Raw genomic sequence first — 13,531 nt, forward strand, 5'->3', positions numbered from 1 at the left:
CGGGCCGGGTGCGCGCTGCCCGGCCCGAAACCCGGCGACACCGAGCACGCCCGCACGACCCGTGATACAAATCACCCCAGAGTGAGAAGGGGTGGTTTCCGTATGGAACCAACAGCCGCGCAGCGGGCAGCGCTGGGCTTGATCTGTGACACATTCCTGCCGGGCGACGAGTTCGGACTACCGCCGGCGACCGAGCTCGGGACGGTCGACACGATCTTCCGGATTCTGGGTCGCAATCCGCGGGAAGCAGATCAGAAGCAGCTGGCGATGTTGTTGGGGCTGTGGGATTCTCGCGTCTTCGGGCTGCTGACCGGCAGTGGCCCGCGCCGGTTCTCGTCGCTGTCGCAGCAGCGTCGCGAGGCCGCGCTGCTGCGGCTGGCCGATTCGGGGCTGGCGCCGGCGCGCGCGGTGTTCCAAGCGCTCAAGCAGGCCTCGCTGCTGGCCTACAACGTGACACCCGGCCCGACCGGGACCAACCCGCTGTGGGAGAAGATCGGCTATCCCGCCCCGACCGGGCCGCTGGCAGATGCCCCCGCGCCCGCGCTCACCCCGCAGCGATACACCGAAGCGACCACCCTCGACTGCGATGTCGTCGTGGTCGGCTCCGGCGCCGGTGGGGGCGCGGCGGCCGCGGTACTGGCCGAGGCGGGCCTGGACGTGGTGGTCCTCGAACGCGGAAACTACTACGACGACAAGGATTTCGGCCACGGTGAGCTCGACGCGCTGACCAGCCTGTACGCCTCGGGTCCGCCCGCGTCGGCGGAGGGGCAGATCACGCTGGTGGCGGGGTCCTGCCTCGGCGGCGGCACCGTCGTCAACTGGAGTACCTCGCTGCCCACCCCCGACAACGTCCGCAAGGAATGGGCCGAATCGGGGGTCCCGCAGTTCGCCGACGACGAATTCGGTGCCGCGCTCGACACGGTGCAGCGCCGGATCGGGGTGACCGGCGGCCGGTCGCCGCTCTCGGCCCGTGACGGCATCCTCGAGCGTGGCGCCAAAGCGCTCGGCTGGGATGTCGACACCCTGCCGCGCAATGTCGGCGACGCCTGCGACGCCGCGGTGGAATGCGGTCGGTGTGGTTACGGGTGCAGGCTCGGCGCGAAGCAGTCGGTCACCAAGACCTGGCTCCAGGACGCCGCCGGGTACGGGGCGCGCCTGGTGGTCGACGCCGATGTCCGCACGATCACGGTGAAAGCCGGTCGGGCGGAGTCGGTCTCGGCCCGCACGTCCGACGGTGTCGAGATCACGGTGCGGGCGCGCGCGGTGGTCGTCGCCGCGGGCGCCATCCAGACACCGGCGCTGCTGCAGCGTTCGGGCCTGCGCAACAAGAACATCGGCAAGCACCTGCGCCTGCATCCCGCCGCCGCGGTGTTCGGGGTGTTCGAGGAGGAGATCCGGCCCTGGGAGGGCGCGTTGCAGGCGCGCATCAGCAGGCACCACGCCGATCTCGACGGCAACGGTTACGGCGTCATCTACGAGACCGGGCCGATCCATCCGGGTCTGGCGACCGGTTTCATGAGCTGGCGCGGCGCGGCCGCGCACCGGGACACCATGCTCGACTTCGCCCGCACCAACTCGATCGGCGTGATCACCCGCGACCGCGATCCGGGCACCGTCTCGATCGACGGCAGCGGCGAGGCCGTGGTGAAGTACCGGCTCTCCGACTACGACGCGAACCACCTGCACACCGGCATCGTCGGCGCGGCCTCGGTGCTCGAAGCCGCGGGCGCGCAGCGCATCTACTCGGGCCACCAGGCGGGCATCTCATTCGAGCCCGGCGTGCGCGGTTCGCTCGCGGAATTCGACGCGGCCTGCAAGAAGGCGGGCTACGGACCGGGCCGCTGCTCGCTGGGCGCGCTGCACATCATGGGCTCGGCCCGGATGGGCGGCAGCGCGGAACTGTCGGCGACCAACCCGGACGGCGTCACCTGGGATGTCGACAACATCGTCGTGGCCGACGGCTCCACCTTCCCCACCGCACCGGGGGTGAACCCGATGGTCACCATCGAGGCGATCGGCTACATGAACGCCAAGCGTCTGGCGGCCGGGCTCACCTAGCCGTCGACCCGGCGGATGCCGGCGAGGACGGCCCGCAGCACCCCGAGGTCGGCATTGCCGACCGCGCGGTGCTGCGGGGCGCGGGCGATCAGCCTGCCCTCGTCGATCAGGTCGGCGATGAGCACCTTGGCCAGATTCAGTGGCAGTCCCAGGTGCGCCGACACCTCGGCCACCGCCATCGGGGTGCGGCACAGGTCGACGATCGCGGCGTACTCGGGTTCGGGCCGCCGCAAGCGGGTGCCCGCGCCAGCGTCGACCAGCAGGGTCGTGAGGTCGAGTTCGTCGCGCTCGGTCCGGCCGCGCCCGCGGGTGACCGCGTAGAGACGCACGATCGGCCCGGCGTCCTCCTCGTACCAGTGTTCGCGTTCGTCGCTCATACGCGCGGGGAGACGGCGGGGAACTGGCCGGAGATCGGCGCGGACGGATCGCTCGCCTCGGCCAGCGCCGAGGGAATCAGCACGACCGCGCGCACCCCGCCGTAGACCGATTCCGACAGCCGCACCGAGATGTTGTGCCTGCCTGCCAGTTTCGCGACGACGAACAGGCCGAGCCGGGAGCTACCGGACAGCGTCGCCACGCTGAACTCGGGTGGGTCGGCCAGCATCGCGTTGCGTGCGGCGAGATCGGCCTCCGGCATGCCGAGACCCTGGTCGGTGATCTCCACCGCCACACCGCGCCCGACCACCACCCCGGACACCACCACGTGCGCCTCCGGCGGCGAGAACGCCGTCGCGTTGTCCATCAGTTCGGCGAGCAGGTGGATCACGTCGGCGACCGCGTGGCCGGCGATGCGCACCTCGGGCATCTGCTTGGTCTGGATCCGGGTGTAGTCCATGCTCTCGGCGATGGCGCCGCGGACCAGTTCCAGCAGCGCGACGGGATTGCGCCAGCGCCTGCCCGGCTGCTCGCCGCCGAGGATGATGAGGTTCTCGGCGTTGCGGCGGGTGAGGGTCGCGAGATGGTCGAGCTGGAACAGCAATTCGAGCTGATCGGCGTTGCTCTCGTCGCGTTCGGCGCGGTCGAGCAGGGCGAGCTGGCGGTGCACGACGACCTGGCTGCGGTGGGCGATATTGAGGAACACGGTATTGATGCCCGCCCTGGTCTGGGCCTCGGCGATCGCCGCCGACACCGCGGCCAGATGCGCGCGGTTGAACGCGGCCGCGACCTGGCCGAGCTCGTCGGAGCCGAAGTCCAGCCGGGAGGTCTCCGCGCGGGCCTCGACCTGCTCGCCCGCGGCGAGTCTGCGCATGAGGTCGGGCATCCGCTCGTCGGCCAGTTCCAGGGTGTCGTGGCGCAACCGCCGCATGCGGGCGATGAACCGGTTGGCCAGTACCAGCGCCACCAGGAAGGCGCCCACCGCCAGCGCCGCGACGAGCGCGCCGCCGAGCAGGGCGTTACGGGTGTCGGTCTCCCCCTGCTGCCGGGCGATGACGTGGGCGTCGCCGCTCTGGTCCGCCCACAGCTTCTGCAACGCGAGATTCACGTGCCGGGAGGCGTCCTGCCAGCCCGCCAGGCTCAGTGGCAGCGCCGCGTCCCCGCGATCGTTGCCGACCGGACCGCGCGTCACCAGCGCGTCCTGCATCGAGGTCACCTGCTGCCAGTCCGCGCTCGCGGTGATCGCACCGAGCTGGGCGAGCCGGTCGCCCTTCAGCACCGTGGCCGAATAGGCCACCTCGCCACGGAATTCGCCGACCCGGTGCCCGAAGTCGGCCAGCTCGGCGGCCGACATCCGGCCGTTGGTCAAGGCCACCGAGCCGAGCGTGTCGGCCTGCGACAGCGCCTCGGCGGCGCGCAACTGTTCCACGCCGTAGCTCAGTTCGATGCCGATCTTCGCCTGCGGCGCCACCCGGGCGGCCAGCATCGACGCGGCGACGATCGTGCCGATCACCTGGGAGAAGAACGTGAACACCTGATCCGGCGGGATCTGGAGCGCGTCCACGCCGCCGCGCACCGTCGGCACCATGGCGAAGAGCTTGTTGTAGCCCTCGATGTCCTCGGCCGAACCGTCGGGATTGAGCTTGCGCGCGGCGTCGCCCTTGGCCATCACCGCGGCGAGCGCCTCGTCGGAGCGCTGGCGGGCGGTGACCAGGGCGGGCGTGGACGGTGGGTCACCGGCCAACCGCAGCAGCGACAGCCTGCGCTCCTCCTGGAACGCCGAGACCATCAGGATCGCCGGCGCGGTGGTGCTGCTCGCCAGCTCGGCCCATTCGGTGGATTCGCGCGCCGAGTCCACCAGATACACCGCCGCGCCACCACCGGTGACCAGCAGGATCACACTGGAGATCAGCACGATCGACAGGAGCCGGATCCGCACGCTCACCCGGCCGCGAACACCGCGCCCGCCCCACCACGATGTCCCGAGCAACGAGTTACGCCAGTTCTTCACACCGAAACTTTCCGCTCCCGGAGCCGCCCCGGCGCTCCGCTGCGTGCTGCGCCCGCGACACAGACGATCCGGCACGCTTGTCTTCGCGCCAGAGACTAACCGACCGGCCGCACCCGCGCGCGGTTTGCGTGGGACGCGAAAAAGCCCTCGTGTCAAGCAAACTCACAGCACCGCGACGGTGAACCGTCACGTGATCTCAGAGCGCGGTCGCGCGCACCCGGTGTCGCGTCAGATGGCTCAGCACGGACTGATTCGCCTCCCACCCGTCGGGGAACTTCACCGGCACCCCGAGATGGACCGGTTCGGCCGAGGGGTGCGCGTCGAGGAGTTCCGGGATGCCGGCGCGGCCGACCAGGATGCAGGCGTGCCGGTGCCGGGAGGCGAGCACGCACAATCGGCCCGCTTCGAGGTGGAAGGCGCTGGCGTCGCGGCGGCCCGAGAGCGGGTGCAGCACCAGGGTGACGTCGTACTCGCGGCCCTGAAGCCGGTTGGCGGTATCGACGGTGACCGGCTCGGCGGCGGTGCCGCGCAGGGCGGTCCGCACGGCGTCGGCCTGGTCGCGGTGGGCGGTACCGATGGCGACCCGGTCGGTGGTGACCGGGTGACTGCCCGATTCGGAGTGCGCGGTGGCGCCGCGCTCGATCAGCCGGGCGGCGATCGCGGCGAGCGCGTGCACCGCCTCGCGGTCGGTGCGCAGGGTGTGCCGGGCGGGCAGTTCGTACCAGCCCCAGCCCGTCGCGGCCGCTTCCTCGAGCACCGCGTCGATCGATCCGCCGAGGCCACGGGTGGTGAAAGCCATCCTGCGGTCACCGAATCCGGTGCCGGACTCGAAACCGGTGAACGGGTAGAAGGCCTGCGAGACGACCGGCGCCGCGGTGGCGGGCAATCGCCACGACACCGGCAGCCGGTGGATCGGGATGTTGTCGTTGTTGGCGAGCATCACGCTCACCGCGCTCATCGTCGGATCCCAGGTGAGCCCGGCCCAGCGCGCGGTCTCGACGGTCGCGAACGGATCGAGCTGCCCCGGATCGCCGACGAACAGCCCGCGATCGAACCGGTTCGCGATGCGCAACAACATGTCCGAGCGCATCTGATACGCCTCGTCGATGATCGCGTGCGACCAGCTGCCCTCGGTGATGGTGGCCCATTTGGCGGCCGTCCCGATGACGATGGTGCGATCGGCCAGATCGCCGGGTTTAGTCGCGACGCGGACGTTGGCGTGCTGGTCGACCCGCTCGCTGGTGACGTAGGCGGTGCTGGACAGGCGCCCGATGCGCATTCCCGGGTCGGCGCCGGCGAGGCGGTCGATGAGGTCGTCGACCTGTTCGTTGGTCTGGGCGACGATCATCCGCTGGTCGTCGTCCTCGGCGAGCTGGCGGGCGGCGCGCACGACCAGCGTGGATTTGCCCGCCCCGGGCGGCGAGTCGACGACGATGGCGCGATGACTCGCGTCGCGCAGGTCGGTGAGAATGTTCGCGACGGCCTCGTCCGGCGTGGTCACTGCAGCTCCTCCCCTTCGTCGTCGGTGGGCGGCACCCATTCCGGCGGCGGGCCGCCGTGCGTCCACGGGGTGTCCTCGCGTGCGGGCAGATTCAGCAGACCGTTGAACGGCGACGGCGAGAACCGGGCGAACCCGAGCGCCTCACCGTCGGTCGGCACCGAGCCCGGTTCGGCGACGAGCTTGCGGCCCATCCCACCCGAGAGTTCCAGCACCATGCGGTCGCCGTCGATCTCGACGACGACCCCGCTCTGCTTGGGCCGCTCCACACAGGTCAGCTCCTCGCCGACGACCGCCAGGAACGGATCGGTGGTGCGAATGTGGATGTGCGGGCGCAGTTTCGGGCGCGCGCCCGAACGGTCGACACGGTCCGGTTCGCTGTGCACGACGGTGCCGCGAAACGCCGCCCCGGTGACCCGGTGCTCGAGCATGCGCAGCGGATCGTCGAAGGCGCACTGGGCCTGCAGCGCTTCCAGGGCGCGCTCGCGTTCGAGCAACCTGCGCACCGCGCGCACGGCGGGATCGCGCCGGGCCTGCGGCGTGCCCTCGGCGACCTCGGCCGCGAAATAGGAGAACGCGCCGCGATCGTCGGTCCACCGGTTCTCCACGCTGGCGCCCGGCGGCAGCGCGCGCAGCAGGTCCAGCGCGCGCCACATCAGCTGCCAGGTGGGTTCGAGCTGACCGCGCAGCGACCGCTCGAGCCGTTCGGCGGCGACGGCCCTGGCGTTCTCGTCCACGGCGGCGCTGTAGGCGGCGATCAGCGGCGCGAGTTCCTCGTTGTCGAAGCCGGGATCGGTGGCCGGACCCGCGGGCGGGGACTGCAACGGGTCCTCGGCGATGGCCGCGGCTTCGGCGCCGGTGCGGCCCGGTGGCGGGTCGATCCAGCCCAGCAGCGCGGCGAGATTGCCGTCCTCGAGCGCGGATTGGCCGGTGGCCCAGTGCGCCGACAGCGCCGAGGTCATCGCGGGCAGCACCGCCGACCCGGGGTGCTCGGCCCGGTCGCCGAACCAGGTCAGCCAACGGCCCAGCAGGGGAATCGAGACGGGCACCGGGTTGTCGCCGTCGGTGCGGTGGAAACGGACCGAGCGGCCCAGCAGCTTGAGGAAGTTCACCCCGCCCTCGTTCGGCGTCCAGATCTGCGGTGCGTCCAGGCAGCGGGTGTAGGTCTCGCCCGCCTTGCTGGTGAGTTCCTCGCTCTCGGCCAGGAACGACGCGAGGTAGGGCAGCACGATGTCGGCCAGCTGCTCGATGAACCGCAGCCGCAGGACCCGGTCGCGTGGCTGCGGCACGATCAGCACGTTCTGGTCGCCGCGCGCGGTGCCGATCATGATCGCCAGCGGCGCCGCCGCCTCACCGGCCAGCCGCAGCGGCACCGCGACCAGCGGCCGCTCGCCCAGGTGCAGGTGCCGCACCGCCGCGGTCGGCTGGGCTCGGCCCGCGCGGACCGCCTCGGCCTTGGCGAGGGCCGACAGCACGCTCATCCCTGCCCCCTGACCGTGCACACGGCCGCGCGCATCTGCCGCACGCTCATCCGGCGATCTCCAGCCGCAACCGGTGCGCGGTGCGCAGCATGGCGGTGATGTCGGCGTGCTCGGGTCCCGGTTGCAGCGTCCCGTCGGCCAGACCCAGGACGGTGTGCAGATTCTCGATGCCGCCGACCTCGTCGCACACGCCGCGGCCGAGCGCGTCGACCGAACCGCAGGTCCTGGCCTCGTCGCGGCAGGCGAAAGCGAGCTCGCAGCTCGACATGCACTCCGGGGCGTAGCGGGCGGGAATGGCCGCGATCGTCTTCTCCAGGTCCTCCCCCGGCGCGAAGGTGGCCTCGGGCGGCAGCAGTTCGAGCAGTTCGGGAATGGCGGTGAGCCGGGTCAGCTGCCGGGACACGACCGCGAGCTGCTTGCGCAGGTCGACCAGGGCGGCGGTCGGCCGGTTGGTGAAGTCCTTCGCGCACACCAGGATCGTGTTGTGCGAGACCAGCTCCGGAGACTCGCCGATCTCGGTCATCAACTCGCGCAACGCGATCACATACACCGCGGACTGGCGGGCGGCCGCCGCGACCTGGGCCGGGTCGGCCTGCCCGTCGATCACCGGGAACGCCTTGATCTCGACGACGTGGAACTTGCCGTCGAGCTGCACGGCGACCACGTCGGGCTCCAGGTAGGCGGCGGCACCGGCGATGTCCAGACGCAGCATCGGATGGTCGAACAGAGTGCCGTCGCCCGCGACGATCGTCGACTTCAGCAACTGCCGGGTGCGCTGATACCGCACGGCGTTGCCGGTGTTCTCGCCGACCGAGTTCAGGTCGTGGTAGGCGACTTCGGGGATGGTGAGGCCGAGCTTGTCGCGCAGCAGCGCCAGCAGTTCGGCGCAGCCGTTGGCCTTCACCATCGATTCGAAGGCGTTGCCACGGGTGATGGCGAACTGGGACTGACCGAACTGTGGTGGGAAACCGAGCGATTGGGCGATCACGGTCTTGTCGACCGCGGCCGCGTCGAGCAGGGCGCGCCGGGCGCACCCGGGATTGGCCGTGAGCGCGGCGATGGTGCGGGCGTTGTGCCTGGTCGCGGGCGCCGCGCCGCGCAACTGGTCCAGCTGTGCTGCGAGAGTGCTCATTTCACCTCGATTCGTCGCCGGTCGGCCACCCCGAGCCGAACCCCGAATAGTTGGGCGGCCGGATCGGCCAGCTGTTCGGACGCCCGGCGCGCGGCCGCGATGCGCTGCCGTGCGTCCTCGTCCTCGTGGACGGCCAGCTCCCGCCGGGCGGCCTCGATCACCGCCGCCGGGTCCAGTGTGTCGGGCGCGCCCGACACACCGGGAATCGAGACGGCGAGCCGCCACAGTACGCGCTGTCCCGCCTGCGTCGCGGCAGGCTGCGCCGCGAGGTGGTCGGCCAGTCGGATCGCCGAGATCAGCAGGCCGACACGCGGACTCAGCGGACCCACCATCCGGCGCTCGAGCGGCCAGGAGCTCACCGCGAGCAATCCGCGCGCCTGCGACAGCAGATCCGTCGTGAGCGCCGCGCACAGGTAGTACGGCCGGGCATACGGCGCCGAACGGAACGAGCGTTCCTCGTCGCGGCGCAGGCTGGTCAACCGGGCGGGCAGGAGTTCGCCGGAGAAGAACGCCTCGTGCACGGCCAGGACGAGTTTGGGCGAGGACGGCACCGACAGCAGCGTCAGCGCGCGGTGCACGTGCTCGCGGACCGGCACGGCGGGCGCGTCGGCCCGTTCCGGCGCGGCGGCGGGCTCCGGGATCGACCCCAGGACGACAGCGTCCCAGGCGGATTCGGTCTTGCGCAGTTCCGCGCGCAGCTGCCGGGCGGTGGCGCGATCGCCGGACGCGGCGGCCCGGCGCACCTCGGCGCGGAGGTCGGCGATGCGCGCCTCCAGCTCCTCGGCCGTGTCCGTCACGAGCGTGAGCGTATTCAGCAGTTCCAGTGTTGTCCAGTGTTTGCCAGTATTCACCACCGGATTGCCGCGTGGACCACATCGAGGATCCGCCCCCGTAGGCCGCGGTTGCCAGAATTTGCCACCGCCGTCGTCGAGCGCCGCGCTGCCGCGCGGGCCCGGCCTGGCGTTCTCCCTCCGGCAGCCGTGCGCGCCGGACGGCGTCGCCCTGCGGAACGGGCCGCTCAGCCTCGATGCCACATGGGCAGCAGGGTCGGTCCGTCGTCGGGCAACTCGATCGGCTCGCCTTCGTGCGCGAAGCCGTGGCGGGCGTAGAGCCGCGACGATCTGGTCGTACTGGCTTCCAGATACGCCGTTTCGCCCGCGTCGGCGAAGGCCGCGAGCCGATCGGTCAGGATCGCGCCGCCCGCGCCTTTGCCGCGATGCTCGGGCACGGTGACGATGACATGCAGGTAGCGGTGCGGGAATTCGCGCGGATGCGCGGCGGCGACCAGGCTCGAGACCGCCGCCATCCGCCGGAACGACACGACATCGGGCGCCGCCTTCAGCAGCGCGCGCGCTTCGTCGGCTTCGGCGGCGAGCCGGTCGGCGGAGGTGACCGTCTGCCACAGCGACACCGCCCAGATGTCCTCGCCGTCGCCCGCGACCCACACCTCGTCCTCGGCCAAGGCCTTGGCCACGAACTGCGGTCCGAACGTGGTGCGATAGGCCTGCTCGATCTCCGGGTCGCCGGCGCGGATCCACGCCGAGACGACCTCGTCCAGACTCGCCGCGACGAAAGCGTCGGCGACCGCGGCGAGTTCGTCGGGACGGGCCTGCCTGACGTGGACGTTCATCGGTCTCTCCTCCTGGGTGAACAGTGTGCGTAGTCGCCAATCTAGGAGTGCGCCAGCAGGGTTACGAGTATTTCGTCACACTGGTTGGTGTGCGGAAATCGACGCTGTGCGTGCACTGTGGACGCGAGGTGGAGCAGGCCGACCGAGGCCGGGTGCGCCGCTATTGCTCCCGGTCCTGTCAGGGGCGGGCCTACCGGGCCCGCCGGGACCGGCGCCCGCCGGTACGCCGTGCCCGGCCGACCAGGCTGACCCCGGTGCACATCGCCGCCACGGCGATCGAGGTCGCCGACCGGGACGGGCTCGACGGCCTCACCATGCGTCGCCTCGCCGGCGAACTCGGCGTCGCGACCGCCGCGCTCTACCGGCACTTCCCCGACCGGGAGGCCCTGCTGGCGGCGATGACGGAACTGGCGCTCGCGCGCACCCCCGCACCCGCGCCGGCCCCGGACTGGCGCGCCGCCCTGGCGACCGAGGCCGACGGGGAATGGCGACTCTATCGGCGGCACCCGTGGATCCTCACCGTGCTCGCCCGCACCCGGCCGCCACTGGGCCCGGCCCTGCTCGACTCACTGGAGCGCTCCTTCGCCGCGCTCGACGAACTCGACCTGACCAGCGGCGAGATGCTCACGATCTACCTCGCCTACTCCGGCATGGTCCAGGGCCTGGCGCTGATGTGGAGCACCGATCGCGGCGACCGCATCGGTGCCGCCGCGATCGCGACCGCCGACCCGGTGCGCGCCGAACTCGCCGAACTCCTCGACCCGTGCGCCCGCCCGGTGCTGCACCGGATGTTCGCCGCCGAGCCGCACGGACCCGACCTCTCCTTCGACGAACTGCTCACCGCCGGTGTCGCACTACTGCTCGACGGCGTCGCGATGCGGCAGCCGAGGCCGACCGCATAATCTGGGGCGATGACCGCTGTTGCAGATCGTTCACTCGGACCGGAATTGGCACGTACCGAAACCATCAGCCCGGACACCGATGTCCTGGTGATCGGCTTGACGTCCTCGGAGAACGGACCGGCCATCGTCCCCGCCGACCTGTTCGGCGACGTGCTCACCGCCGAGGTTCGCGCGGAGCTGCTCGACGCTCTCGGCGCGGTCGGCGCGAAGGGCAAGCCCGAGGAACTCACCCGGGTGCCCGCGCCCGCGGCGCTGGCCGATGTGACCAGCGTGCTCGCGGTCGGCCTCGGCGCGGCGGACAAGGTCGATGCCGAGCAGGTGCGCCGTAGCGCCGGTGTCGCCGGGCGCGCGCTCAGCGGCACCGAACTCGTCGCGACCACCCTCTCGGGCGTCGACCTGGCCGCCGCGACGGAGGGCTTCTACCTCGGCGCGTACACCTTCACCACCTTCAAGTCGGCCAAGAGCGCGCCCAAGCCCGACGAGCAGCCGGTGCTGCGCGTCGAATTGCTGGTTCCCGAACCCGAATTCGGCGTGCTGGAACTGCTGCGCGCCCAGCTCGTCGCCGAGGCCGTCGCGACCGCGCGCGATTTCGTCAACACTCCGCCGAGCGCGCTGTACCCGGCCGAGTTCGCCGAGCGGGCCCGCCTGCTCGCCGAGGCGGCCGGGCTCGAGGTCGAGGTGCTCGACGAGGACGCGCTGGCCGCGGGCGGCTACGGCGGCATCGTCGGCGTCGGTCAGGGTTCCGCGCGCCCGCCGCGCCTGGTGCGCATCACCTACGCGGGCGGCCCCAAGAAGGTCGCGCTCGTCGGCAAGGGCATCACCTTCGACACCGGCGGCATCTCCATCAAGCCCGCGGCCAACATGGAGAACATGACCTCCGACATGGCCGGCGCCGCGGCGGTCATCGCGACCACCCTGCTCGCCGCCCGGCTCGGCCTGCCGGTCACCGTCACCGCGACCGTGCCGATGGCCGAGAACATGCCCTCGGCTACCGCGCAGCGCCCCGGCGATGTGCTCACCCAGTACGGCGGCACCACCGTCGAGGTGCTCAATACCGACGCCGAGGGCAGGCTCATCCTGGCCGACGCGATCGTGCGCGCCGCCGAGGACGAGCCCGACTACCTGATCGACGTCGCCACCCTGACCGGCGCGCAGATGGTCGCCCTGGGCACCCGCACGCCCGGCGTGATGGGCACCGAGGAGTTCCGCGACCGTGTCGCCGCCGTCTCGCGTTCGGTCGGCGAGCACGGCTGGGCGATGCCGCTGCCCGCCGAGCTGCGCGCCGACCTCAACTCCAAGGTCGCCGACCTGGCCAATGTCGCACCGCACCGGTGGGGCGGAATGCTCTCGGCCGCACTGTTCCTCAAGGAGTTCGTGCCCGAGGGCGTGCAGTGGGCGCACCTGGATGTCGCAGGTCCGGCGTACAACACCGGCGGGCCGTTCGGCTACATCGGCAAGGGCGGCACCGGTGTCCCGGTGCGCACGCTGATCACGGTGATCGAGGAGATCGGCGCGGAGTAGTCACTGCTCGCGCTCGCGGGCCCGCCGCCGCTCGATCCGGCGGCGGGCATCGTAGTCGCGCATGCGCTGGGGATAGCCCGTCCGGTTGACGTCGTAGACCGGAATCTTCAGCGCCCCGGCCAATCGCCGGGCGCCGCGTTCGCCGACGATGCGCCGAGTCCATTCGCCGTCCGCGGCGACCAGCACCGCTGTGACATCGGTCACAGCGGTTTTCGGTTCGATGAACGCCTCGACGCCGCGGCGGGCGCGCGCCCAGTCGGCGAGCGCGGCGATCTCCGACGCGCTGTCGCGAGCGACTGTCCTGCTCCGGCCGCGCGCGCCGCGGAAACGATCCAGCAAACCCACCGGTAACAACCTCCTGGCTCCGACGGAATTCTGCTCACCGCCGTACATTCCATGGTGCCAGCTCTGCCCGGAATGCCGCCCTGCGCTACGTCGGCGGCGAGCGAGTGCAAGGATGGTTGCCGGAACAAGAAACCGACGATTCCCGGACGCCTCGCTCCAGCGGCGGGGTGGACGTACGCCGCGACCCGCGACGGGTGTCTGCCGGGGTCGAAGCACTGTTGTATTACCCGTCTAACAGTCAGAGGAGACAGAGGACATGGCCTTCTCCGTCCAGATGCCGGCTCTTGGTGAGAGCGTCACCGAGGGAACGGTGACCAGGTGGCTGAAGCAGGAAGGAGACACGGTCGAGGTCGACGAACCGCTGCTCGAAGTCTCCACCGACAAAGTCGATACCGAGATCCCGTCGCCCACTGCCGGTGTGCTGTCGAAGATCGTCGCCCAGGAAGACGACATCGTCGAGGTCGGCGGTGAACTCGGTGTGATCAGCGAGGCCGGCGAAGCCGCCGCTGCCGCTCCCGCACCTGCTGCCGCGCCTGCCGAACCCGCTCCGGCTCCGGCCCCCGAGCCCGCGCCGGCGC

Annotated in this window: 12 protein-coding genes; 4 read left to right on the top strand and 8 right to left on the bottom strand. The window is 71.3% G+C overall.

Translation table 11 applies throughout. From position 1 onward, the window contains the following. Nucleotides 1-102: 102 nt before the first annotated feature. Nucleotides 103-2,058 (top strand): GMC family oxidoreductase N-terminal domain-containing protein, encoded by a 1,956-nt coding sequence (locus tag V8688_RS18685; RefSeq protein ID WP_342801339.1) that lies wholly within the window; start codon nt 103-105, stop codon nt 2,056-2,058. Here V8688_RS18685 and V8688_RS18690 read toward each other — a convergent pair. From V8688_RS18690 to V8688_RS18720, 7 genes are all read right to left on the bottom strand, one after another. Continuing rightward, nucleotides 2,055-2,435 carry a DUF742 domain-containing protein gene (locus V8688_RS18690; RefSeq protein ID WP_218717148.1) on the bottom strand — a complete coding sequence of 127 codons (381 nt, stop codon included), beginning with the start codon at nt 2,433-2,435 and terminating at the stop codon, nt 2,055-2,057. The genes V8688_RS18685 and V8688_RS18690 overlap by 4 nt on opposite strands. Then, nucleotides 2,432-4,444 (bottom strand): nitrate- and nitrite sensing domain-containing protein, encoded by a 2,013-nt coding sequence (locus tag V8688_RS18695; RefSeq protein WP_342801340.1) that lies wholly within the window; start codon nt 4,442-4,444, stop codon nt 2,432-2,434. Before V8688_RS18695 ends, V8688_RS18690 begins: the two co-directional genes overlap by 4 nt. A 196-nt stretch (nt 4,445-4,640) precedes the next feature. Beyond that, entirely contained in the window at nt 4,641-5,945 is a 1,305-nt protein-coding gene (locus V8688_RS18700; protein WP_218717150.1) for an AAA domain-containing protein, read from the bottom strand. After that, nucleotides 5,942-7,423 (bottom strand): hypothetical protein, encoded by a 1,482-nt coding sequence (locus V8688_RS18705; protein ID WP_342801341.1) that lies wholly within the window; start codon nt 7,421-7,423, stop codon nt 5,942-5,944. The genes V8688_RS18700 and V8688_RS18705 overlap by 4 nt, the downstream gene beginning before the upstream one ends. Before the next feature lie 46 nt (nt 7,424-7,469). Then, nucleotides 7,470-8,555, bottom strand: coding sequence for a hypothetical protein (locus tag V8688_RS18710; RefSeq protein ID WP_342801342.1), 1,086 nt, complete (start codon nt 8,553-8,555; stop codon nt 7,470-7,472). Next, nucleotides 8,552-9,352 carry a hypothetical protein gene (locus V8688_RS18715; protein ID WP_342801343.1) on the bottom strand — a complete coding sequence of 267 codons (801 nt, stop codon included), beginning with the start codon at nt 9,350-9,352 and terminating at the stop codon, nt 8,552-8,554. Before V8688_RS18715 ends, V8688_RS18710 begins: the two co-directional genes overlap by 4 nt. 221 nt (nt 9,353-9,573) lie before the next feature. Then, complete coding sequence (locus V8688_RS18720) at nt 9,574-10,185, bottom strand: GNAT family N-acetyltransferase (RefSeq protein WP_342801344.1); 612 nt, start codon at nt 10,183-10,185, stop codon at nt 9,574-9,576. Nucleotides 10,186-10,274: 89 nt separating this feature from the next. On the opposite strand from V8688_RS18720, the gene V8688_RS18725 reads away from it, so the two are divergent. Together V8688_RS18725 and V8688_RS18730 are read left to right on the top strand one after the other, a co-directional pair. Beyond that, the gene (locus tag V8688_RS18725; RefSeq protein WP_308248398.1) at nt 10,275-11,087 is read left to right on the top strand and encodes a helix-turn-helix domain-containing protein; all 813 of its coding nucleotides are present in this window, start codon (nt 10,275-10,277) and stop codon (nt 11,085-11,087) included. Nucleotides 11,088-11,096: 9 nt separating this feature from the next. Beyond that, nucleotides 11,097-12,608, top strand: coding sequence for a leucyl aminopeptidase (locus V8688_RS18730; RefSeq protein ID WP_342801345.1), 1,512 nt, complete (start codon nt 11,097-11,099; stop codon nt 12,606-12,608). On the opposite strand, the gene V8688_RS18735 is transcribed toward V8688_RS18730, so the two are convergent. Beyond that, nucleotides 12,609-12,953: an oxidoreductase gene (locus tag V8688_RS18735; protein WP_218717160.1), complete on the bottom strand. Its 345-nt coding sequence runs from the start codon at nt 12,951-12,953 to the stop codon at nt 12,609-12,611. A 256-nt stretch (nt 12,954-13,209) separates the two neighbouring features. On the opposite strand from V8688_RS18735, the gene V8688_RS18740 reads away from it, so the two are divergent. Then, the coding region (locus V8688_RS18740; RefSeq protein WP_342801346.1) for a biotin/lipoyl-containing protein at nt 13,210-13,531 on the top strand (322 nt) is incomplete at its 3' end.

The organism is Nocardia sp. No.11 (assembly GCF_038752175.1).
Lineage (GTDB): Bacteria > Actinomycetota > Actinomycetes > Mycobacteriales > Mycobacteriaceae > Nocardia > Nocardia canadensis.